The sequence below is a fragment of the Eubacterium sp. An11 genome, from assembly GCF_002161065.1.
Lineage (GTDB): Bacteria > Bacillota > Clostridia > Lachnospirales > Lachnospiraceae > Anaerobutyricum > Anaerobutyricum faecale.
The window spans coordinates 37,776-60,417 of record NZ_NFLV01000011.1; the positions used below are offsets into that span (position 1 = coordinate 37,776).

The following is a 22,642-nucleotide window of genomic DNA, read 5'->3' on the forward strand; positions in this document are numbered from 1 at the left end:
AAGGAAGGAGGAACTTACAAATGGCATCAGTATCTGTTTATAATATGGAAGGTGCTCAGGTTGGTACAATCGAGTTAAGCGATTCTATCTTTGCAGTGCCGGTTAATGAACATTTAATTCATCAGGCTGTTGTAGCACAGCTTGCTAATAAACGTCAGGGTACACAGAGCGCAAAAACACGTTCCGAAGTACGCGGCGGCGGAAGAAAACCATGGAGACAGAAAGGAACAGGTCACGCAAGACAGGGTTCCATTCGTGCACCACAGTGGACTGGCGGCGGAATGGTATTCGCACCGAAGCCAAGAGATTATTCCGTAAAAATGAACAAAAAAGAGAAACAGCTCGCTATGAAGTCTGTTTTATCTGAGAAAGTAAATGAGAATAAATTCATCGTTTTAGAAGAGCTCACATTACCGGAGATCAAGACAAAACGAATCAAAGCAGTTTTAGATAATCTGAAAGTTGAGAAGGCTTTAATCGTGACAAAAGAGAAAGACGATGTTGTGGTTAAGTCCGCTAACAACTTACCAACAGTAAAAACTGCAGCTCTTAATAACATCAATGTATACGATATCCTGAAATACGATACAATTGTTGTTACCAAAGAAGCAGTTGCAACGATTGAGGAGGTATACGCATAATGGCAGATTTAAAATATTATGACGTCATTTTAAAACCAGTCGTTACAGAAAAAAGTATGACTGCTATGGCAGAGAAAAAATATACATTCTATGTAAATCCGGACGCTAACAAGAGCCAGATCAAAGAGGCTGTTGAGAAAATGTTCGAAGGCGCAAAGGTTGCTAAGGTCAACACCATGAACCTGGACGGAAAGAAAAAACGCCGCGGTATGGTTTACGGAAAGACTGCAAAAAGAAAGAAAGCAATCGTTCAGCTTACTGAGGACAGCGCAGATATTCAGATTTTTGAAGGTCTGTAAAAACGACGAGACATTATACGCAATAGAAGCGTGAGACTAAATATTCGGAAACGAAAGGAGAGACAGTAATGGGAATCAAAACATATAACCCATATACACCTTCCAGAAGACATATGACCGGTTCTGATTTCTCTGAGATCACAAAGACTACTCCGGAGAAATCCCTGACTTATTCCTTAAAGAAAAACTCCGGTCGTAACAATCAGGGTAAGATTACAGTAAGACATCGCGGAGGCGGAGTCAGAAGAAAATACAGAATGATCGATTTCAAGAGAAACAAAGACGGTATTCCGGCTAAGGTTGTTGCTATCGAATACGATCCGAACAGAACAGCTAATATCGCACTGATCTGCTACGCAGACGGCGTAAAATCCTATATTATCGCACCTTATAAACTGGAAGTCGGCACAACCATCATGAATGGTCCTGACGCAGAAATCCACATCGGAAACTGCCTGCCATTAGCAAACATCCCGGTTGGTACTGAGGTACACAACGTAGAGCTTCATCCGGGAAGAGGCGCTCAGATGGTTCGTTCCGCCGGTAACTCCGCACAGCTTATGGCGAAGGAAGGCAAATATGCCACATTAAGACTTCCATCCGGTGAAATGAGAATGGTATCCTTAAACTGCCGTGCAACCATCGGACAGGTTGGAAACATTGATCATGACCTGATCAACATTGGTAAGGCAGGACGTAAGCGTCACATGGGTATCCGTCCTACAGTTCGTGGTTCCGTTATGAACCCTAATGACCATCCACACGGTGGTGGTGAAGGTAAAGCAGGTATCGGACGTCCAGGTCCATGTACTCCATGGGGTAAACCGGCTCTCGGCCTGAAGACCAGAAAGAAAAACAAACAGTCCAATAAGATGATTGTAAGAACAAGAGACGGAAAGAACGTTAAATAAATAAGGAGGTAACACATGGCTCGTTCACTGAAAAAAGGACCATTTGCTGATAAAAGTTTATTAAAAAAAGTAGATGAGATGAATAAGTCCGGCGACAAGAGTGTAATTAAAACATGGTCCCGCCGTTCTACGATTTTCCCGACATTTGTAGGTCATACATTTGCCGTACATGACGGAAGAAGACATGTGCCTGTATATGTAACAGAGGATATGGTTGGACATAAATTAGGAGAATTTGTTTCCACCAGAACTTACAGAGGACATGGTAAAGACGAGAAGAAGAGTAAAGTTAGATAGTTGACAGCCTGAAAGGAGGGTTCATCCATGGCAAAAGGACATAGATCCCAGATTAAGAGAGAAAGAAATGCAAATAAAGATACAAGACCATCTGCAAAGCTTTCTTATGCAAGATGTTCTGTGACAAAAGCATGTTTCGTACTGGATGCCATCAGAGGCAAAGACGTGGAAACAGCTTTGGGTATTTTAGAATATAATCCAAGATACGCATCTGAAATCATTGGCAAGTTATTAAAATCTGCCATTGCCAACGCAGAGAACAATAACGGAATGAACAAAGAGAACCTTTACATCGCAGAGTGTTATGCGAACAAAGGACCGACAATGAAGAGAATCAGAGCCAGAGCACAGGGCAGAGCGTACAGAATCGAGAAGAGACAGTGCCACATCACCATCGTTCTGGATGAAAGATAAGGAGGTTTACAGATGGGACAGAAGGTTAATCCTCATGGTTTAAGAGTCGGAATCATCAAGGATTGGGATTCAAGATGGTATGCAGAGAAAGATTTCGCAGACAATCTTGTTGAAGACGATAAAATCAGAAAATATATTAAAAAGAGATTATACAGCGCTGGAATTTCCAGAACGGAAATTGAGAGAGCGTCTGATCGCTTAAAACTCATCATTCACACCGCTAAACCGGGTATCGTAATCGGCCGCGGCGGTTCCGCAATCGAGGAATTAAAGAAAGAGCTTCAGAAACTCACATCCAAAAAGCTCATGATCGAGATCAAAGAGGTTAAGAGATACGATGTGGATAAAGATGCTCAGCTGGTTGCAGAAAACATCGCACAGCAGCTGGAAAACCGTATTTCCTTCCGTCGTGCAATGAAATCCTGCATGCAGAGAACAATGAGAAACGGCGCTTTAGGTATTAAAGCATCCTGTTCCGGACGTCTGGGCGGTGCTGATATGGCGCGTACAGAGTTCTACAGCGAGGGAACAATTCCTCTGCAGACACTGAGAGCTGATATTGATTATGGTTTTGCCGAAGCTGATACCACTTACGGAAAAGTAGGTGTAAAGGTTTGGATTTACCATGGTGAAGTACTTCCTACAAAGGAAACTAAGGAAGGGAGCGATAAATAATGTTAATGCCAAAAAGAGTGAAACGCCGTAAACAGTTCCGTGGTTCCATGACTGGAAAGGCTACAAGAGGAAATAAAATTACTTACGGTGAATTTGGTCTGGTCGCACAGGAGCCTGCATGGATCAAATCCAACCAGATTGAAGCAGCCCGTATTGCCATGACTCGTTACATGAAGCGTGGCGGTAAAGTATGGATCAAAATCTTCCCGGATAAACCGGTTACAGCGAAACCTGCTGAAACCCGTATGGGTTCCGGTAAAGGTTCACTGGAATATTGGGTAGCAGTAGTTAAACCAGGTCGTGTAATGTTTGAAGTTGCTGGAGTACCTGAAGAGACAGCGAGAGAAGCTTTACGTCTTGCAATGCACAAATTGCCTGTAAAATGTAAAATCGTTTCTCGTGCAGATTTAGAAGGCGGTGATAACAGTGAAAACAACTAAGTATGTAGAAGATTTAAGAACAAAATCCATCGCAGAACTTAATGAGGAATTAGTAGCTGCTAAAAAGGAATTATTTAATTTAAGATTCCAGAACGCAACAAATCAGTTAGATAACACCAGCAGAATCAAAGAAGTCAGAAGAAACATTGCCAGAATCCAGGGAATCATCGCTGAAAAGAATGCTGAGTAATCGGGAAGGAGGAATTTGTTGTGGAAAGAAACCTGAGAAAGACTCGTGTAGGTCTCGTAACAAGCGACAAGATGGATAAGACAATCGTTGTCAGCGTTACTGATAATGTAAAACATCCTTTATACGGTAAGATCGTAAAAAGAACCTATAAATTAAAAGCACATGACGAAGAGAATCAGTGCAGAATCGGTGACAGAGTAAGAGTAATGGAGACAAGACCTTTATCCAAGGATAAGAGATGGAGACTTGTCGAGATTGTTGAAAGAGCTAAATAGTTAGCACGGAAGGAGGAAACAGCATGATTCAGCAGGAATCAAGACTCAGAGTTGCTGACAATACAGGAGCAAAAGAACTTCTTTGTATCCGTGTTATGGGCGGCTCAACAAGAAGATATGCTAATATCGGTGATATCATCGTTGCCACGGTTAAAGACGCAACACCAGGCGGTGTTGTAAAGAAAGGTGACGTAGTGAAAGCCGTTGTTGTTCGTACGAAAAAAGGTGCTCGCCGTAAAGACGGTTCCTATATCAAGTTTGACGAAAATGCTGCAGTAATTATCAGAGATGATATGAACCCAAGAGGAACCCGTATTTTTGGACCGGTTGCCAGAGAGCTTCGTGAAAAGAAATTTATGAAGATCGTTTCCTTAGCACCGGAAGTATTATAAGGAGGTATTTTCGTGGCTCAGAAGATTAAAAAAGACGATATGGTAAGAGTGATTGCCGGTAAAGATATCGACAAAGAAGGAAAGGTCATCGCAGTTGACAGAAAAAACCACAGAGTCATCGTGGAAGGTGTCAACATGCTTACAAAACATACAAAACCAAGTATGCAGAATCAGGCTGGCGGAATCATTCATCAGGAAGGACCGATTGATGTGTCCAACGTAATGCTTCTTCATAAAGGTCAGCCGACAAGAGTTGGTTTCAAATTTGTTGACGGTAAAAAAGTTCGTTTCGCAAAATCCACCGGCGAAGTTATTGACTAATTTAAGAGAGGAGGCTGACAAAGTTGAGTAGACTGAAAGAAATGTATGACAGCGAGATCAAAGCTGCCATGATGAAAAAGTTTGGCTATAAAAATGAAATGCAGATTCCAAAGCTCGTAAAAATTGTTGTCAATATGGGTGTTGGTGATGCGAAAGATAATCATAAATTACTGGATGCGGCTGTAAATGATATGCAGATCATCACAGGTCAGAAAGCCGTTATCTGTAAAGCAAAGAAATCAGTTGCGAACTTCAAGTTAAGAGAAGGAATGCCGATTGGCTGTAAAGTAACATTAAGAGGCGATAGAATGTATGATTTTGTTGACCGTCTTGTTAATCTTGCTTTACCACGTGTACGTGACTTCAGAGGTGTTAATCCTAACGCTTTCGACGGAAGAGGTAATTACGCACTGGGAATTAAGGAACAGCTTATCTTCCCTGAAATCGAGTACGATAAGGTAGAAAAAGTCAGAGGTATGGATGTAATCTTCGTTACAACCGCTCACACTGATGAAGAAGCCCGCGAATTACTTACTTTATTCGGAATGCCGTACGCAAAATAGTTAGGAGGATTTCTAATGGCTAAAAAAGCAATGAAAATTAAACAGCAGCGTAAACAGAAATTTTCTACAAGAGAATATTCCCGCTGTAGAATCTGTGGCCGTCCACATGCTTATTTAAGAAAATACGGAATCTGCAGAATCTGCTTCCGTGAATTAGCATACAAAGGTCAGATACCTGGAGTTAAGAAAGCAAGCTGGTAAAACAAGCGAATCAGGAAGGAGGCAAAACCAACATGACAATGAGTGATCCTATTGCAGATATGCTTACAAGAATCCGTAATGCGAACACTGCAAAACACGATACAGTAGATGTACCTGCATCTAAAATGAAACTTGCCATCGCAGATATCCTTTTAAAAGAAGGATACATCAAAAGCTACGATGTAATCGAAGATGGAATTTTTAAGACAATCCGTATCACATTAAAATACGGTGCAGATAAAAATGAAAAGATTATTTCCGGTCTGAAGAGAATTTCCAAACCGGGACTTCGAGTATACGCTGACGTTGAGAACCTTCCACGGGTACTTAACGGTTTAGGTGTGGCTATCATTTCCACAAACAAAGGCGTTCTCACAGACAAAGAAGCTCGTTCCATGAACGTTGGCGGAGAAGTTCTTGCCTTCGTATGGTAAAAATATTATTATAAACTGCTGAAAACAGAAGAGACGAAAACGTCTCTTCCGACAATCTAAGGAGGTGCACTATGTCACGAATTGGTAGATTACCTGTTGAAATCCCTGCTGGTGTTGAAGTTACCGTAGCAGAGAACAACGTAGTGACTGTGAAAGGTCCAAAAGGAACACTGACAGAAAGTCTTCCTGTGGAAATGGACATCAAAATTGAAGATAATCATGTTGTTGTAACAAGACCGAACGACTTAAAGAAAATGAAATCTTTACACGGTCTTACAAGAACACTGATCGCAAATATGGTAACAGGTGTTACAAAAGGATACGAAAAAGTTCTGGAGATCAACGGTGTTGGTTACAGAGCACAGAAACAGGGTAAGAAACTTATCCTCTCCCTCGGATATTCTCATCCGGTAGAAATGGAAGACCCGGAAGGTCTGGAATCTGTACTGGACGGACAGAATAAGATCACGATCAAAGGTATTGACAAACAGAAAGTTGGTCAGTACGCAGCTGAGATCAGAGATAAGAGAAGACCGGAACCTTACAAAGGTAAAGGTATCAAATACGCTGATGAGGTTATCAGACGTAAAGTTGGTAAGACAGGTAAGAAATAATTAGGAGGACGTAAGAATGATTAGTAAAAAATCAAGAAGTGAAGTACGTGTTAAAAAACATAGAAGACTTCGTAACCGCATCAGCGGAACCGCTTCTACTCCGCGTTTAGCCGTATTTAGAAGTAACAATCATATGTACGCTCAGATTATTGACGACGTCGCTCAGCATACTCTCGTTTCAGCTTCTACAGTACAGAAGGACGTAAAGGCAGAACTCGAAAAAACCAACGATGTTGCTGCGGCAAAATACCTGGGAACAGTAATCGCAAAGAGAGCACTGGAAAAAGGTATTACATCAGTTGTCTTTGACAGAGGCGGATACATTTATCAGGGCAAAGTTCAGGCTCTGGCAGAAGCAGCCCGTGAAGCTGGTCTGAATTTCTAACAAGGAGGAAATAACATGAAGCGTGAATTAATTGATGCTAGTCAATTAGAATTACAGGAAACAGTAGTATCAATCAAACGTGTTACCAAAGTAGTAAAGGGTGGACGTAACATGCGTTTTGCTGCTCTGGTAGTCGTTGGTGATAAAAACGGTCATGTTGGAGCTGGTTTAGGAAAAGCAATCGAGATCCCTGAAGCAATCCGCAAGGGAAAAGAAGCTGCTATGAAAAAACTGGTTGAGGTACCTGTAAATGAAGTAGGTTCCATTCCACATGATTTCATCGGCAAATTCGGCAGCGCTTCCGTACTGCTGAAGACATCCCCAGAAGGTACCGGTATCATCGCCGGAGGTCCTTCCCGTGCCGTACTGGAGCTGGCCGGATACAAAAATATCCGTTCCAAAGCACTGGGCTCCAACAATAAACAGAACGTTGTACTTGCTACAATCGAAGGTCTGAAAGCTATGAAGACACCGGAAGAAGTTGCGAGACTTCGCGGCAAATCCGTTGATGAGCTCTAAAAGGAGGGAACGAAGATGGCAGATAAATTAAGAATCACATTAGTTAAGTCTCCTATCGGTGCTATCCCAAAACAGAGAGCAACTGTAGCAGCCCTGGGACTTAAAAAATTACACAAAACAGTTGAAATGCCTGACAATGATGCCATCCGCGGCATGATTTGGCATGTGAGACATCTCGTAAAAGTTGAAGAGATTTAGTTGCAGATAAGGAGGTATCCGTAAATGAATTTATCCAATTTACATCCTGCTGCAGGTTCTAAACACAGCGATGCATTTCGTGTAGGCCGTGGACATGGTTCAGGAAATGGCAAAACAGCAGGCAGAGGACAGAAAGGACAGAAATCCCGTTCCGGCGGAAATGTCCGTGTAGGTTTTGAAGGCGGTCAGATGCCTTTATACAGACGAATCCCTAAGAGAGGATTCACCTGCATCAACTCCAAAAAGATCATCGGAATCAATGTTTCCGAGCTTGAAAGATTTGACGCAGACAGCGTAGTGACAATTGAAACATTAAAAGAGGCAGGAATGGTTAAGAACTCTTTTGATGGTGTAAAAATTCTTGGAAATGGAGATTTAAGCAAGAAGCTTACAGTTCAGGTTAACGCGTTCTCCAAGAGCGCAATTGCCAAGATTGAAGCTGCTGGCGGAAAAGCCGAGGTGATCTAATGTTTGAAACTCTCAGAAATGCTCTGAAAGTAAAGGACATCAGAAGAAAGCTTCTCTTTACGCTTTTTATCTTAATTATAACGAGGCTGGGCAGTCAGTTGCCGATTCCGGGAATTGACAGTGCCCGCATCAGCGAATATCTGAATTCGCTGATGGGAGACTCTTTTAACCTGCTGAATTCCTTTACTGGCGGATCGTTTGAGTCAATGTCCGTTTTTGCGCTGAACGTAACACCATATATCACATCTTCCATCATTATACAGCTTCTTACCATTGCCATTCCGGCACTGGAGGAAATGCATCGTGATGGAGAAGACGGACGTAAAAAGATAAACACTATCACGAGATTTGTGACACTGGGACTGGCTGTTCTTGAGAGTGCCGGTCTGGCCATCGGATTCGGACGTCAGGGCCTGTTATCTGACTTCAGTCCGCTGATTGTGATCGAAATGATCGTGTGCCTGACAGCCGGTGCCGTATTTGTTATGTGGCTGGGTGAGCAGATTACCGATAAGGGCGTGGGCAATGGTATTTCCATTATCCTTCTTATCAACATCGTATCCCGTATGCCAGGTGACTTCTATAACCTGTATCAGAAATTTGTGCAGGGTAAACAGATTGGCGGCATTGTTATTGCGGTAGTGGTTATTTTGGCTATTATCATCGGAACTTTTGTTCTGACGATACTTTTAAATGATGCAGAAAGACGCATCCCTGTACAGTATTCAAAGAAACTGCAGGGAAGAAAACAGATTGGTGGACAGGGCTCCGTGCTGCCTGTAAAGGTGAACACAGCCAGTGTTATCCCAATCATCTTTTCCTCTTCATTGTTGCAGTTTCCTCTGGTTATTGAGCAGCTGGTGGGCGCAAATCCGGATGGAATTCCGGGATTTATCTTTGCCTGCCTGAATCAGTCCAACTGGTGTGACCCGGAACATCCGGCACGTTCCATTGGTCTGGTTGTATATCTGCTTCTTACCGTATTGTTTGCGTATTTCTATACGTCGATTACTTTTAATCCGCTAGAGATCGCCAACAATATGAAGAAACAGGGTGGCTTCATCCCGGGCATCCGTCCAGGTAAGCCGACAGTGGATTATCTGAATTCGATTCTGAACTACGTAATCTTCATCGGAGCGATCGGTCTGTGTATCATCGCAGTAATCCCGATTTTCTTCAATGGATATTTCGGAGCAAATGTTTCCTTCGGCGGAACTTCCCTGATCATTATTGCCGGAGTTGTACTGGAGACAATCAAACAGATTGAATCACAGATGCTGGTAAGACATTACACAGGATTTTTAAGTGATTAAATTTGAATAAATAATATACGTTTAGGCAGTCGTTTGGATGACGCCTTCGATCAAGACAACAGAAGCAGGATAGTGCCTGCATCTCAGTTTGTCCTGATCTGAAGGAAGAATCAGACGGCTGTTTTTTTAGATTTTCTTTCATTTTGTGTATGGAATCGGATTTTCTTTAGCTTTTCTTTCATATGGGAGTCTTCTGTTGAAATGAGCAAAATACAGAGTATAATATATAATATTATTGTAACTTAGGACAATATAAAATCATTGATTTTTCTGGGGGGGGTATAATAAACTATACCCTTTTTATATTGTCTGAAAACAGGAGGAAAAATATGAAACAGGAACTTTTATCAATTATCGTGCCGGCTTACAATGAAGAATCAACAGTGAAAATTTTCCTGGAAGAAACAGAAAAATATACGGCGGAGATGCCAGTTGATGTGGAATATCTCTTTGTGGATGATGGTTCCACGGATAATACCATGGAGAAGCTTAGGGATCTGAGCGAAAAAAACGAGAAAGTACATTATCTCTCCTTCTCCAGAAATTTTGGGAAGGAAGCAGCCATATATGCGGGGATGCAGTATTCCCGCGGGGATTATGTGGTCATCATGGATGCAGATCTGCAGGACCCGCCGTCTTTGCTCCCGGAAATGTACAGGCTCATCACAGAGGAACAATACGACTGTGTGGGGAGCCGAAGGGTGGACAGAAAAGGAGAACCGCCGATTCGCTCTTTTTTTGCCCGGATGTTTTACAGAATGATCAACCGCATGTCAAAAACAGATGTGGTGGATGGAGCCAGAGATTTTCAGATGATGCGGCGGAAAGTGGTGGATGCCATTTTGTCCATGCCGGAGAAGAACCGTTTTTCCAAAGGTATTTTCGGCTGGGTCGGTTTTAAAAAGAAGTGGCTGGAATACGAAAATATAGAACGGGTGGCAGGAGAGACCAAATGGTCTTTCTGGAAACTTTTAGTTTACGCGCTGGACGGAATCGTCGCCTTCACCACGGTTCCCCTGGTTTTTTCTTCATTGCTGGGGATCTTGTTCTGTCTTGCTGCACTGATTATGATCGTATTTATTATTGTCAAAACTGTTGTATTCGGAGATCCCACCACAGGCTGGCCGTCTCTGGCTTGTATCGTTATCTTTGTATCGGGTGTACAGCTTTTTTGTATCGGTATACTGGGACAGTATCTGGCCAAGACCTACATTGAAACTAAAAACCGGCCGATTTTTCTGGTGGAAGAGACAAATATAAAAGAAAAACCGGAAATAAATCAGAGATGATCAACAAGAAAGAGAGAAAGACAAATGAAGTTTAGCAAAAGAAGAAAGGAAATATTGTCGTATATTGGTATTTACACAGTTGTATTTATTTTAATGTGCCTGCTGGTGTTTCAGCAATTCTGGTCAGAGGGAAGATCGTTTGTGTGGCAGATAGACGGATGGAATCAGCATTATAAGGCGCTGCAGTTTTATTCAGACTGGCTGCAGGGAATCGTGAGAAATCTTGTGGAGAATCATCAGCTGGCCATTCCGCTCTGGAGTCAGTGCATTGGATTTGGCAGCGATATCGTTACTACTTTACACTACTATGTCATAGGAGATCCCTTATGTCTGTTATCCGTATTTGTCCCGGACAGGTACATGGTGAATTTTTATGATGGAATGATTCTTCTGCGTCTGTATCTGGCAGGGCTGGCGTTTGGCGCCTTCTGCTGCTGCAGGAGAAACCGGAATGTCAGAGAAGGGCATATGAATTTCTCTGCGGAAGATAACAGAAAGGACAGGCTGATAGCCATAACGGGAATGCTGGCGGCATCCATGATCTACCTTTTTTCCGCTTATGCCTTGGTCATGGGGCTTCATCACCCGTATTTTTTAAATCCAATGATCTATCTGCCGCTGATGCTCATAGGAGTGGAAAAAATACTGGAGAAGAAATCACCGGCGCTTTTCATCGCCATGGTCTGTCTCAGCGCCGTCAACAATTTCTATTTCTTTTATATCATCGGATGTAACGTGATCGTCTATGTGCTGATTCGTCTGTTCACCCGATACGGCCTTCGCCGGTGGAAAAAGCTGGTGGGAAATCTGATGAAGATTGCCGGATATGCAGTGACAGGTGCCTGTCTTGCCGGTGTGATGCTGATTCCGGTGCTGAATCTTCTGTCACGGACTGCCCGGATTTCCAGAAAGTCGGGAATAGAACTTTTTTATGAAGGAGATTTTTATAAGAATCTGCCGGTCTTATTTTTTACATCGACACCGACGCTGCCCCATCATACAGCCATGGTATTTTCTTTCGTGGCATTTTTCTGCCTGCTGCTGTTGTTCATGGACCGGAAGAAACATCTGGAGCTTAAAGCAGCTTTTCTTACATTGACTGCAGTCGCGTGTCTGCCGCTGATGGGAAAGATTTTTCATGGCTTTGCCTATTCCTCCAACCGATGGATGTTTGGCTATGTTCTGCTCGTGGCATGTATTGTGTCAGTGGAATGGAGAACACTGTTCTCTTTAAGTACAAAGAAGCTGGCGGTGCTGGCTGTCTCGGCGGCGGCGGCCGGCGGTTATCTTTTATGGCGCAGAGAGATAGCGGTCACCGAAGAGATTCTTTTTATCCTGGCATTTATGGCGGTGGGAATCTGTGTGCTTGCCTTGTCCCATATGGAATGGAGGCACCTTAAGGCTGGCTTGTCTTCTGTCATTATGCTGGTTCTGGTCGCAGCGTCTGTGGGAACCAATGCCTTTTATAATTTTTCAGAGAGAGGGAATAACAGAGCTTCTGAATACAGATACAAGGAGGTTGTGAGAACGGATCTCAATGCTCCGGTGGACACTGCAGTGAAAAAGATAGCGGGGGATGATGTGAAAGAGGCACGTTATTCCGCTGCCTTTGATCTCATTGAGAGAAATTCCACTTTAAAGAGCGGCCTGATGTCCACCCATTTTTACTGGAGTCTGACAGATAAACTGCCAGAGCAATTTTTCAAAGAGATGGGAGTCAATAATAAAACAGATTATAATTACCGGGGACTGGATGGCAGAACGGTACTGAATACTCTGGCGGGAGTGAAATATTATGTGGTGCAGACCGGGGATACAGACAGCCTGCCTTATGGATACGTGAAGAAGGGAAGCTGTCAGATCAGGACAAACCGGGGGCAGAAGAGTTACAGTGTATATGAGAATCAATTTGCCCTTCCCCTGGGATACACTTATGACAGCTATATGGACAGAGAAACCTATGAAAAAATGAACGAACAGGACAAAGAGAAGGGAATGTTACAAAGTGTCCTTCTGGAAAAAGATCTGCCGGGTTATAAGAAGGAATCGCCGGAGCCTACTTCCCGTGTGTTGTCCTGGGAAATAGAGAAAGCGGACGGTGTTTCCGTGGAAGGAAGAAACGACGGAGATGGAAACAGTGAAGACGCTTCACAAAACGGAATCCGTTTTCGGGTGAAAAAGGCCAATGCCAGCATTACCCTGAAACTCATGGACAAAATTCCTGATGCAGAAACAGCAGTGATGGTGAAGGGACTGGAATATAAAGGACAGAAACGGGATATCAGACAGATCAATCTCCGTATAGACGGAAAATCCGGAAGAAAACACGGAGTGCAAAAACGTCTGACATATCTGACGCCGCGCCACGTGAGATACAGCGGAAGGAAAGATTATCTTATTCATCTGGGATGGAGCGAAAAAGGCCGGGATGAGATTACCATATATTTTCCTCGAAGAGGCCGCTACAGCACGGACAAATTCCAGGTGCTCGGACAGACCATGAAAGGGTATGCGGAGGAAACCGCTGCCAGGAAGGAGAACGTACTGGAAAACATGGAGATAGGAACCAACCGGATCAGCGGACAGATTCACCTGTCAGAAAATAAAATCCTATGTCTTGCCTTTCCGTATTCCACCGGGTGGACCGCCTGGGTGGACGGAGAAAAGACGGAAATCCTCCAGGCCAACACCATGTTCATGGCAATTCCTCTGGAAAAGGGCAGTCACGACATTGTATTGACTTACCGGACTCCGGGGCTGACAATGGGAATTGGTTTTTCGGCGCTTGGAGCAGCCCTCTGTGTCATAATTGCTGTGAAAAGAAGATATAACAGAATAAAAATGTTATAGAATTAACAAAATAAAAATTTTGTATTTGTTATATCTGCGTGAAAATGTACAAAAATTAAAATTTAGTACAAAAATAATTAAAATTTTAGATACTTTTTTAGCGATAAATTTAATAAAAAAAGAGAAAATGTACATTTTTGCACAAGACTCAAGGGTTACATTAGGCATTTTGTAAAAAATGTATAATTTACAATTTGGGAAAAATGCGGTAATATATATGCATAGAAACGAGTGATAAAAAGCGGTCTTATTTGTATATTTTATGAAAAATGTGTGTGATTTTTTCATACACATTTGTGCAATTGGTAGACCTGATGGCTGATTTATGTACAAATACTATATCTAACTTGCTGTCTGTGATGCCCAACGCAGGCGGTGGCTGGAATTTTTTTGGCCGGGAAATCTGCATGAAATTTATATACAAAATAAAAGCAGTCTGGTAATTTTGTAACAAATTTCTGCGGAGAAAGCATGGCTGGCCGTTTTCTTATCATGCGGGCAAAGCAAATGGAGGTAAAAAGACATGTATGACATTATTGTAATTGGTGCCGGCGTTGTCGGTACTTGTATTGCCAGAGAGCTTTCTAAATATCAGGCAAACGTTTGCGTGATTGACAAAGGTGACGATGTGGCATCTGGAACTTCAAAAGCAAACAGCGGTATTGTTCATGCCGGTTATGACTGTAAGCCTGGCACTCTGATGGCTAAGCTGAATGTACGTGGTAATGAGCTGTTATATCAGCTGGCAGAGGAACTGGATTTCCCGATCAAGAAAAACGGTTCTCTGATTGTCTGTACAGTAGAATCTGAGAGAGGAAAACTGGACGAGCTGCTGGCACAGGCCAATGCCAACGGTGTTCCGGATGCAAGAATTGTGGAGAGAGACGAGCTTCTTCAGATGGAGCCGAACCTGTCCCCGAATTCTGTTGCAGCCCTTTACGTTCCGACCGGCGGAATCATCTGTCCGTTCAATCTTGCCATTGCCATGGGCGAGAACGCTGCAGTCAATGGCGTTGAATTTAAATTTGAGACAAAGGTAGAGAATATTGTAAAGAAAGACGGCTACTATGAGCTGGATACCAACAAAGGTGTCATGGAGACAAAAGCTGTTGTCAACGCTGCCGGTGTTTATGCAGATGTAATGCATAACATGGTAAGCGAGAAGAAGATGAAGATCGTTGCCCGTAAAGGTGAATATCTGCTGATGGATAAGGAACTTGGCAATTACTTCACAGCGACAATCTTCCCGCTGCCGGGCCCGATGGGCAAGGGTGTTCTTACAGCTCCTACCATTCACGGCAATATGTTCGTAGGTCCTTCCGCAACAGATATCGAGGATAAAGAAGGCGTAAATACCACACAGGAAATCATCAATGATCTGGTAGATAAGGCTTCCAACAGTTATCTGACAAAGGATCGTCTTCCAATGAATAAAGTCATTACTTCTTTTGCCGGCCTTCGTGCCCACGAAGAACATCATGAATTTATCGTAGAAGAGGTTGCTGATGCACCGGGCTTCTTCGATGCAGCAGGTATTGAATCTCCTGGTCTTACCAGCTCCCCTGCCATTGCAGAGATGATGGTTGGCCTGATCCAGGATAAATATCATTTCCCGAAGAATGAGAACTTCATTGCAAAGAGAAAAGGCATCGTTCACATGGAAGATCTCTCCATGGAAGAGAAGAACGAGATGATCAAGAAGAATCCTCAGTACGGCAACATCGTATGCCGTTGTGAGATGGTAACAGAGGGTGAGATCGTAGATGCCATCAATCGTCCGCTGGGCGCAAGATCCCTGGACGGCATCAAACGTCGTACCCGTCAGGGTATGGGCCGCTGCCAGGCTGGCTTCTGTACTCCAAGAACAATGGAAATTCTTTCAAGAGAACTTGGTATTCCTATGACAGAAATCACCAAGAAGGGTGAAGGTTCCAATATGTTAGTAGGAAAGATCAAAGAAGACTAAGATTGAAAGAAAGTGAGGAATAATGCTATGAAATCATATGATGTCATAATTGTCGGCGGAGGCCCGGCAGGTCTTGCTGCTGCCATCTCTGCAAAAAAAGAAGGAATCGACAGTATTTTAATTATCGAAAGAGATAACCAGCTCGGCGGTATCTTAAATCAGTGTATCCATAACGGATTCGGTCTTCATACATTTAAAGAGGAGCTGACCGGACCAGAGTACGCAGACCGTTTCATCCAGCAGGCTGCAGAGTTAAATATCGAATATAAATTACATACCATGGTATGCGACATCTCCCATGATAAAGTTGTGACCGTGATGAACCGGGAAGACGGTATGGTAATGTACCAGGCAAAGGCCGTTGTCCTGGCCATGGGATGCCGTGAGAGACCGCGTGGAGCCCTGAACATTCCTGGTTACCGTCCGGCAGGTATCTATTCTGCAGGTACTGCTCAGAGACTGGTAAACATCGAAGGATTTATGCCGGGTAAAAAAGTTGTCATCCTTGGTTCCGGTGATATCGGACTGATCATGGCAAGACGTATGACTTTTGAGGGCGCGAAGGTACAGTGTGTGGCAGAGGTTATGCCTTACTCCGGAGGTCTGAAGAGAAATATCGTACAGTGTCTGGATGACTATGATATCCCGCTGTACTTAAGCCATACTGTTATTGATATCGAGGGAAGAGACCGTCTGACCGGCGTTGTCATCGCAGAGGTCGGACCGGACAGAAAACCGATCCCTGGCACAGAGATGCACTACGATTGTGATACTCTTCTTCTTTCTGTCGGACTGATCCCGGAGAACGAACTGTCCAAGAAAGCAGAAGTTGAGATGAGCCCGATCACCAACGGACCGATCGTTGATGAGAGCCTGGAGACCAACGTGGAAGGTATCTTTGCCTGCGGTAATGTTCTGCATGTACATGACCTGGTAGACTATGTTTCCGAGGAAGCCGCTCTGGCCGGAAAGAATGCCGCTCAGTATGTAAAAGAACGTTACGGAAAAGATGTGAAGAAGTCTGACAATGTCATCGATATCAAGGCAACAGACGGCGCACGTTACACGGTTCCTACTTCCATCCATCTGGACAACATGGCAGATCTGCTGACAGTACGTTTCCGTGTGGGCAGTGTATTTAAAGACAGCTATATCAGCGTGTACTTCAATGATGAGAGAGTACAGCACAGAAAGAAACAGGTTATGGCACCTGGCGAGATGGAACAGATCATCCTGAAGAAAAAAGCTCTTGAGGATTATGACGGATTAAAGACCATCACTGTAAAGATTGAGGAGGAGTAGGATATCATGGAAAAAAGACAATTGACATGTATAGGATGTCCTCTGGGATGTCAGATTACAGTAACAATGGAAAATGGCGAAGTAAAAGATGTGGCAGGTTACACCTGTGCCCGTGGTGAGAAATACGCGAGAGAAGAAGTGACCAACCCGACCCGTACCGTTACGACCATCGTCAGAGTGGATGGCGGTAACCTGGCAGCTGTATCCGTAAAGACAAAGGATGTAATTCCGAAGGCAAAGATCTTCGATATCTTAGAGGAGATCAAACCTGTCATCGTAAAAGCTCCGGTTAAGATCGGTGATGTGATCGTTCCTAACGTAGCAGGTACCGGTGTGGACGTAGTTGCCACAAAGAACATTGAGGCAGTGTAAATCTTCGAATCTGGAGGTTAATGATATGAAAATTATTATGTTGGGCGCGCCTGGAGCAGGAAAAGGAACCCAGGCGAAGATGCTGGCAGAGAAATACGGAATTCCGCACATTTCCACCGGTGATATCTTCAGAATGAATATCAAAAATAATACAGAGCTCGGAAAGAAAGCGAAAGGATATATGGATGCCGGCGAGCTGGTTCCGGACGAGCTGACTGTAGATTTGGTTATCGACAGAATCAAAGAGAAAGACTGTATGAACGGTTTTATTCTGGATGGATTTCCACGGAATATTCCACAGGCTGAGGCTCTTGATTACGCGTTGAATAATCAGAACGAAAAGATTGATTACGCTATCAATGTGGATGTGCCGGATGCCAATATCATCGAGAGAATGTCCGGAAGAAGAGCCTGCTTAAACTGCGGCGCCACCTATCACATTGTAAATCTTCCAAGTAAAAAGGAAGGTATCTGCGATGTCTGTGGAGAAAAACTGGTTCTTCGTGATGATGACAAGCCGGAGACCGTCAAGAAAAGACTGCAGGTATATCATGAGCAGACCCAGCCGCTGATCGACTATTATAATAAGAAGGAAGTCCTTCTCACAGTGGATGGCACAAAGGATATTCAGGTGGTATTTGACGAGATCACAGCAGTGCTTGGATAAAATCAAAAATGTTCTGACAGCAATTCAGAAGAAATGGAGCAGGACCGCGTACAGCGGCCCTGCTTTTCGTCATGTCGGGGAGTAGTTACATTTGACAGAATGACCGATTCAGATTATTATAGAAAAATAAATAAAAAACATATTGGAATGAAATAAAGGGAGAACGTATGTCAATTACAATAAAAAGCGAACATGAGATTGAATTAATGCGGACGGCCGGTCAGATTCTGGCAAAGGTCCACTACGAGCTGGGAAAAGAACTGAAAGAGGGAATGACCACAAAGGACATTGACCGTCTGGGAGAAGAGATGATCCGGAGCTACGGCTGTATTCCGAATTTTTTGAATTATAACGGTTATCCGGCGTCCATCTGCGTATCGGTCAACAACGAGGTGGTACATGGTATTCCTTCTGATAAGAGGTATATCAAAAACGGAGATATCGTCAGCCTGGATGCCGGTCTCATTTACAAAGGATATCATTCAGATGCCGCAAGGACCCACGGAGTGGGGGAGATCAGCGATGAAGCCAGGAAACTGATCGATGTGACAAAACAGTCCTTTTTTGAAGGAATAAAAAATGCGAAACCAGGCAACCATTTAGTTGATATTGCCAGGGGAATCCAGACTTACGCCGAGAAGAACCGTTTTTCTGTTGTGCGGGATCTGGTAGGCCATGGCATCGGCACTTCTCTGCATGAAGAACCGGAGATCCCGAACTTTGTGCGCAGACGCCGGGGAGCGAGACTTCAGAAGGGGATGACTCTTGCCGTCGAACCGATGATCAATGCGGGAACTTACGATGTGTGGTGGATGGATGACGACTGGACAGTAGTCACCAGGGACGGAAGGCTTTCCGCTCATTATGAGAATACCATTGCCATCACCGATGACGGATGTGAGATTCTCACCATGCTGCCGGAGGAGAAATAACAGATTTTCTGCCGGATATGGGCAGTTTTCATAAAACAAAACGGATAAAATAAATTTACTTTTTAAAATTTTTTGCTTGTAACGGAGAAAATATATGATAGAATATAAAGCAGGTTATTTTGCCACGTCTTTATGCGGTCATGACAAAGGAAGACTTTATATGATCGTCAGTGAGGCTGGTGAGATGGTGGGGCTGTGTGACGGTGTACACAGATGCCTTGCCAACCCCAAAATGAAAAAAAAGAAACATGTTCAGATGATGCGCTCTGAGAAAATGGCAGAAGCTTTCCCGTCTCTGATTCAGTCGGCCGACGCGGATATGCAGATTAAAAAAGCGGTACTGGCAGCGGGAGAGCGCAAGTAAAGAAAGCAGGAGGATTATATAGTATGTCAAAATCAGATGTTATTGAAGTAGAAGGAAAGGTAGTAGAGAAGCTTCCTAACGCTATGTTCAAGGTGGAGCTGGAGAATGGCCATCAGGTGCTGGGTCACATCAGCGGCAAATTACGCATGAACTTTATCAAGATTTTACCTGGAGATAAAGTGACCATTGAACTTTCCCCATACGATTTAACAAAAGGCAGAATTATCTGGAGAGATAAATAGACAGAAAGGTTTTGTACGATTTAGCCTTGAAAGACGGTATATTTATGCCGACTTTTGGCATTTTCGTGCTTGCTTTTTGTATAGATGAATGATATAATAATCGCTGAACGTTTTGGAAAGGAGAGTTTATCGTGAAGGTTAGAGCATCAGTAAAGCCTATCTGTGAAAAATGTAAAGTTATCAAACGGAAAGGCGCAATCAGAATCATTTGCGAAAATCCAAAACATAAACAGAGACAGGGATAAGAATTAGTTCGGCACCGCCCAGGCGGTCAGGGATTAAGGACGATACTTGATTTTTGTTGTGTCATTGGTTACAGTATCCCATCAGGGTATTGTACGACATTGCTACCGTCATGGCAATTATATTTTTAAATAAGCGGCTGCGGTAAACGGAAGTTTACCGATTTTATTTTAAGAGAATTATTTTGAATTTGAAAAGAGCATTCGATGAGAGACACGTTAGTCATTTCACCGTACTGCGGTAACGATGGATTGATTCGAATAAGATTTTTAGTGGAGGTGCACACATGGCTCGTATTTCGGGTGTCGATTTACCTAGAGAAAAACGTGTAGAAATTGGTCTGACTTATATTTATGGAATTGGAAGAACAAGCGCTGACAAGATTCTTGCAGCAGCAAACGTGAATCCTGATACACGTGTACGTGATTTAACAGATGAAGAAGTTCGCCGCATCAGCGAAATCATCAATGCTGATTACACAGTAGAGGGTGACCTGCGTCGTGAGATCGCTATGAACATCAAACGTCTGCAGGAGATCGGATGCTACAGAGGCATTCGTCACAGAAAAGGTCTTCCGGTTCGTGGACAGAAAACAAAAACAAATGCCAGAACACGTAAAGGTCCTAGAAAAACAGTTGCAAATAAGAAGAAATAAGTGTGAGCTTACGCTTCACGCTATTTGTATGTCCGCATGAGGACGATTTTAAAGAAGAGATAAGTATTATTTATAGATTCAATAACCTACAGGAGGGTTTCGTCAATGGCAAAAAAAGTCGCAAAAAAGGTGACGAAAAAACGTGTAAAGAAAAATATCCAGCATGGACAGGCACACATTCAGTCATCCTTTAATAATACAATTGTAACATTAACTGACTCTGAAGGTAACGCTATTTCCTGGGCAAGCGCAGGAGAGATGGGCTTCAGAGGCTCCAAAAAGTCCACACCATACGCAGCACAGATGGCAGCAGAAGCAGCTACAAAGGCAGCGGTTATCCACGGTTTAAAGACTGTGGAAGTTATGGTAAAAGGACCTGGTTCAGGCAGAGAGGCAGCAATCCGTGCTCTGCAGGCATGCGGTCTTGAAGTAACAAGCATCAAAGACGTTACTCCGGTACCACATAACGGATGCCGTCCACCAAAGAGAAGAAGAGTCTAGTCTGATAGGAGGTAAGTTAGAATGGCAATTGATAGAACTCCAGTCCTGAAAAGATGCAGGTCTTTAGATATGGACCCTGTATACCTGGGCGTAAATAAAAAATCCAACAGAAAGTTAGTTCGTTCCAGCAGAAAGATCAGCGAGTATGGTCTTCAGCTTCGCGAAAAACAGAAAGCAAAATTCATCTACGGCGTATTAGAAAAACCTTTCAGAAATTACTATGCTAAGGCTGAGAGAATGCAGGGCCTTGCAGGTACAAACCTGATGGTTCTTCTTGAGACAAGACTTGACAACATCGTGTTCCGTATGGGCTTTGCAAGAACAAGAAGAGAAGCAAGACAGATTGTCGGACACAAACACATCCTTGTGAATGGAAAATGTGTCAACATTCCTTCCTACAGAGTAAGCGTTGGCGATGTGATCGAAGTCAAAGAAAATAAAAAGACAATGCAGAGATACAAAGACATCGCTGAGGCTACAGATGGTGTTTTAGTACCGGCTTGGTTAGACGCTGACCTGGAGAACTTCAAAGGAAGCGTAAAAGAGCTTCCTTCCAGAGATATGATTGATGTTCCTGTAAATGAGACATTAATCGTCGAGTTATATTCCAAATAATTAATGATTCTTCCAATTGGATGCCTGATTTTCAGGCATTCAATTGTGGTATGTATTGAAGTTTGTCCAAAAGGAGGGTCCCATTCGTGTTTGATTTCGAAAAACCAAGAATTGAAATAGCAGAAATTTCAGAAGACAATAAATATGGTCGTTTTGTGGTGGAACCGCTGGAAAGAGGTTACGGCACAACTTTAGGTAACTCCTTAAGAAGAATCATGTTATCCTCATTACCGGGGGCGGCTGTCAGTGCAGTGAAGATTAAAGGTGTCCTGCATGAGTTCAGTTCTATTCCTGGAGTCAAAGAGGATGTCACTGAAATCATTATGAATATCAAAGAGCTGGCTATCAAGAATAACAGCTCATCCAATGAGCCGAAGCGCGCTTTTATTGAATACAGCGGTGAGGGCGTTGTCACAGCTGCTGACATTCAGGTTGACAGTGACATCGAGATTATCAATCCGGATTTAGTCATCGCAACGTTAAGCGGCGGTGCAGACAGTCATTTTGAAGCGGAGCTGACGATCACAAAAGGCCGCGGTTATGTTGGAGCAGACAAAAACAAAACAGAAGACCAGTCCATTGATGTAATTGCAGTGGATTCTATTTATACACCGGTCGAGAGAGTAAACTTAACAGTAGAGAATACTCGTGTCGGACAGATTACAGACTTTGATAAGCTGACGCTGGATGTTTTCACTAACGGAACACTGGCACCGGATGAGGCAGTGAGTCTTGCAGCTAAAGTATTGAGCGAGCATCTGAATCTTTTCATTGATTTATCTGAAAACGCAAAAGTTGCTGAGGTCATGGTTGAGACCGCTCAGGATCCGGTTGACAAAGTGCTGGAAATGAATATTGACGAGCTGGAATTATCTGTTCGTTCTTACAACTGTCTGAAGAGAGCAGGTATTAATACCGTAGAAGAGTTGACCAACAAGACTCCGGAAGATATGATGAAGGTTCGTAACCTTGGACGGAAGTCTTTGGAAGAGGTTCTGGCTAAGTTAAAAGAGCTGGGGCTTTCCCTCAACTCAAGTGAAGAGTAGATAATCGGCTTTTGCCGATAGATTTCCTGTGCCGGAGCAGCGGCGCAG

General features: G+C 43.4%; 34 protein-coding genes. All 34 read left to right on the forward strand.

The annotated features are described in order from the left end of the window. Positions 1-20: 20 nt before the first annotated feature. The 34 genes from rplD (at position 21) to B5E53_RS10130 (ending at position 22,594) form a co-directional block, all read left to right on the forward strand. On the forward strand, positions 21-641 hold the full coding sequence (gene rplD / locus B5E53_RS09965; RefSeq protein ID WP_087281665.1) for a 50S ribosomal protein L4: 621 nt from the start codon (positions 21-23) through the stop codon (positions 639-641). Next, complete coding sequence (rplW, locus tag B5E53_RS09970) at positions 641-940, forward strand: 50S ribosomal protein L23 (RefSeq protein ID WP_087281667.1); 300 nt, start codon at positions 641-643, stop codon at positions 938-940. The genes rplD and rplW overlap by 1 nt, the downstream gene beginning before the upstream one ends. A gap of 68 nt (positions 941-1,008) precedes the next feature. Next, the gene (rplB, locus tag B5E53_RS09975) at positions 1,009-1,851 is read left to right on the forward strand and encodes a 50S ribosomal protein L2 (RefSeq protein WP_087281669.1); all 843 of its coding nucleotides are present in this window, start codon (positions 1,009-1,011) and stop codon (positions 1,849-1,851) included. Between the two features lie 15 nt (positions 1,852-1,866). Further along, entirely contained in the window at positions 1,867-2,148 is a 282-nt protein-coding gene (rpsS, locus tag B5E53_RS09980) for a 30S ribosomal protein S19 (protein WP_087281671.1), read from the forward strand. Positions 2,149-2,175: 27 nt separating this feature from the next. Beyond that, positions 2,176-2,562, forward strand: coding sequence for a 50S ribosomal protein L22 (rplV, locus tag B5E53_RS09985; protein WP_087281673.1), 387 nt, complete (start codon positions 2,176-2,178; stop codon positions 2,560-2,562). A gap of 12 nt (positions 2,563-2,574) precedes the next feature. Next, on the forward strand, positions 2,575-3,237 hold the full coding sequence (gene rpsC, locus B5E53_RS09990; RefSeq protein WP_087314600.1) for a 30S ribosomal protein S3: 663 nt from the start codon (positions 2,575-2,577) through the stop codon (positions 3,235-3,237). Next, on the forward strand, positions 3,237-3,677 hold the full coding sequence (gene rplP / locus B5E53_RS09995) for a 50S ribosomal protein L16 (RefSeq protein ID WP_087314602.1): 441 nt from the start codon (positions 3,237-3,239) through the stop codon (positions 3,675-3,677). The genes rpsC and rplP overlap by 1 nt, the downstream gene beginning before the upstream one ends. Beyond that, complete coding sequence (gene rpmC / locus B5E53_RS10000; protein WP_087281679.1) at positions 3,664-3,867, forward strand: 50S ribosomal protein L29; 204 nt, start codon at positions 3,664-3,666, stop codon at positions 3,865-3,867. The genes rplP and rpmC overlap by 14 nt, the downstream gene beginning before the upstream one ends. Next, positions 3,867-4,142, forward strand: coding sequence for a 30S ribosomal protein S17 (gene rpsQ, locus B5E53_RS10005; protein WP_343215633.1), 276 nt, complete (start codon positions 3,867-3,869; stop codon positions 4,140-4,142). The genes rpmC and rpsQ overlap by 1 nt, the downstream gene beginning before the upstream one ends. Positions 4,143-4,165: 23 nt before the next feature. Next, entirely contained in the window at positions 4,166-4,534 is a 369-nt protein-coding gene (gene rplN, locus B5E53_RS10010) for a 50S ribosomal protein L14 (protein ID WP_087281683.1), read from the forward strand. 12 nt (positions 4,535-4,546) lie between these two features. After that, positions 4,547-4,855 (forward strand): 50S ribosomal protein L24, encoded by a 309-nt coding sequence (gene rplX, locus B5E53_RS10015; RefSeq protein ID WP_087281684.1) that lies wholly within the window; start codon positions 4,547-4,549, stop codon positions 4,853-4,855. Between the two features lie 23 nt (positions 4,856-4,878). Further along, on the forward strand, positions 4,879-5,418 hold the full coding sequence (rplE, locus tag B5E53_RS10020) for a 50S ribosomal protein L5 (protein WP_087314606.1): 540 nt from the start codon (positions 4,879-4,881) through the stop codon (positions 5,416-5,418). Between the two features lie 15 nt (positions 5,419-5,433). Further along, positions 5,434-5,619, forward strand: a complete 186-nt coding sequence (locus tag B5E53_RS10025; protein WP_087281687.1) for a type Z 30S ribosomal protein S14 — start codon at positions 5,434-5,436, stop codon at positions 5,617-5,619. Positions 5,620-5,651: 32 nt separating this feature from the next. After that, the gene (gene rpsH / locus B5E53_RS10030) at positions 5,652-6,053 is read left to right on the forward strand and encodes a 30S ribosomal protein S8 (protein ID WP_087314608.1); all 402 of its coding nucleotides are present in this window, start codon (positions 5,652-5,654) and stop codon (positions 6,051-6,053) included. Between the two features lie 71 nt (positions 6,054-6,124). Continuing rightward, the gene (gene rplF, locus B5E53_RS10035) at positions 6,125-6,667 is read left to right on the forward strand and encodes a 50S ribosomal protein L6 (protein WP_087314611.1); all 543 of its coding nucleotides are present in this window, start codon (positions 6,125-6,127) and stop codon (positions 6,665-6,667) included. A 16-nt stretch (positions 6,668-6,683) separates the two neighbouring features. Beyond that, entirely contained in the window at positions 6,684-7,052 is a 369-nt protein-coding gene (gene rplR, locus B5E53_RS10040; RefSeq protein ID WP_087314614.1) for a 50S ribosomal protein L18, read from the forward strand. Positions 7,053-7,067: 15 nt separating this feature from the next. Next, on the forward strand, positions 7,068-7,571 hold the full coding sequence (gene rpsE / locus B5E53_RS10045) for a 30S ribosomal protein S5 (protein ID WP_087314616.1): 504 nt from the start codon (positions 7,068-7,070) through the stop codon (positions 7,569-7,571). Between the two features lie 15 nt (positions 7,572-7,586). Next, a complete protein-coding gene (gene rpmD / locus B5E53_RS10050; protein ID WP_087314618.1) occupies positions 7,587-7,769 on the forward strand; it encodes a 50S ribosomal protein L30 in 183 nt (60 codons plus the stop codon). A 24-nt stretch (positions 7,770-7,793) separates the two neighbouring features. After that, complete coding sequence (gene rplO, locus B5E53_RS10055; protein ID WP_087314620.1) at positions 7,794-8,237, forward strand: 50S ribosomal protein L15; 444 nt, start codon at positions 7,794-7,796, stop codon at positions 8,235-8,237. After that, positions 8,237-9,550 carry a preprotein translocase subunit SecY gene (gene secY, locus B5E53_RS10060; protein ID WP_087314622.1) on the forward strand — a complete coding sequence of 438 codons (1,314 nt, stop codon included), beginning with the start codon at positions 8,237-8,239 and terminating at the stop codon, positions 9,548-9,550. Before rplO ends, secY begins: the two co-directional genes overlap by 1 nt. Positions 9,551-9,879: 329 nt before the next feature. Next, positions 9,880-10,839, forward strand: coding sequence for a glycosyltransferase family 2 protein (locus B5E53_RS10065; RefSeq protein ID WP_087314624.1), 960 nt, complete (start codon positions 9,880-9,882; stop codon positions 10,837-10,839). 24 nt (positions 10,840-10,863) lie between these two features. Continuing rightward, a complete protein-coding gene (locus B5E53_RS10070; RefSeq protein ID WP_087314626.1) occupies positions 10,864-13,689 on the forward strand; it encodes a YfhO family protein in 2,826 nt (941 codons plus the stop codon). Positions 13,690-14,212: 523 nt separating this feature from the next. Beyond that, positions 14,213-15,655: an NAD(P)/FAD-dependent oxidoreductase gene (locus B5E53_RS10075; RefSeq protein WP_087314628.1), complete on the forward strand. Its 1,443-nt coding sequence runs from the start codon at positions 14,213-14,215 to the stop codon at positions 15,653-15,655. Positions 15,656-15,682: 27 nt separating this feature from the next. Beyond that, positions 15,683-16,957: an NAD(P)/FAD-dependent oxidoreductase gene (locus tag B5E53_RS10080; protein ID WP_087314630.1), complete on the forward strand. Its 1,275-nt coding sequence runs from the start codon at positions 15,683-15,685 to the stop codon at positions 16,955-16,957. A 6-nt stretch (positions 16,958-16,963) separates the two neighbouring features. Further along, positions 16,964-17,329, forward strand: coding sequence for a DUF1667 domain-containing protein (locus B5E53_RS10085; protein WP_087314632.1), 366 nt, complete (start codon positions 16,964-16,966; stop codon positions 17,327-17,329). A 25-nt stretch (positions 17,330-17,354) separates the two neighbouring features. Beyond that, positions 17,355-17,996: an adenylate kinase gene (locus tag B5E53_RS10090; protein WP_087314635.1), complete on the forward strand. Its 642-nt coding sequence runs from the start codon at positions 17,355-17,357 to the stop codon at positions 17,994-17,996. A 167-nt stretch (positions 17,997-18,163) separates the two neighbouring features. Further along, entirely contained in the window at positions 18,164-18,928 is a 765-nt protein-coding gene (map, locus tag B5E53_RS10095; RefSeq protein WP_087314637.1) for a type I methionyl aminopeptidase, read from the forward strand. 94 nt (positions 18,929-19,022) lie between these two features. Then, the gene (locus tag B5E53_RS10100; RefSeq protein ID WP_087314639.1) at positions 19,023-19,292 is read left to right on the forward strand and encodes a KOW domain-containing RNA-binding protein; all 270 of its coding nucleotides are present in this window, start codon (positions 19,023-19,025) and stop codon (positions 19,290-19,292) included. 23 nt (positions 19,293-19,315) lie between these two features. Then, positions 19,316-19,534, forward strand: coding sequence for a translation initiation factor IF-1 (gene infA, locus B5E53_RS10105; RefSeq protein ID WP_005344620.1), 219 nt, complete (start codon positions 19,316-19,318; stop codon positions 19,532-19,534). A 131-nt stretch (positions 19,535-19,665) separates the two neighbouring features. After that, positions 19,666-19,779: a 50S ribosomal protein L36 gene (gene rpmJ / locus B5E53_RS10110; RefSeq protein WP_081452247.1), complete on the forward strand. Its 114-nt coding sequence runs from the start codon at positions 19,666-19,668 to the stop codon at positions 19,777-19,779. A 284-nt stretch (positions 19,780-20,063) separates the two neighbouring features. After that, the gene (rpsM, locus tag B5E53_RS10115; protein WP_087314641.1) at positions 20,064-20,432 is read left to right on the forward strand and encodes a 30S ribosomal protein S13; all 369 of its coding nucleotides are present in this window, start codon (positions 20,064-20,066) and stop codon (positions 20,430-20,432) included. A 105-nt stretch (positions 20,433-20,537) separates the two neighbouring features. Next, a complete protein-coding gene (rpsK, locus tag B5E53_RS10120; RefSeq protein WP_087314643.1) occupies positions 20,538-20,933 on the forward strand; it encodes a 30S ribosomal protein S11 in 396 nt (131 codons plus the stop codon). Between the two features lie 21 nt (positions 20,934-20,954). Beyond that, a complete protein-coding gene (gene rpsD, locus B5E53_RS10125; protein WP_087314645.1) occupies positions 20,955-21,548 on the forward strand; it encodes a 30S ribosomal protein S4 in 594 nt (197 codons plus the stop codon). An 86-nt stretch (positions 21,549-21,634) separates the two neighbouring features. Then, positions 21,635-22,594 (forward strand): DNA-directed RNA polymerase subunit alpha, encoded by a 960-nt coding sequence (locus tag B5E53_RS10130; RefSeq protein ID WP_087314647.1) that lies wholly within the window; start codon positions 21,635-21,637, stop codon positions 22,592-22,594. Positions 22,595-22,642 lie beyond the last annotated feature (48 nt).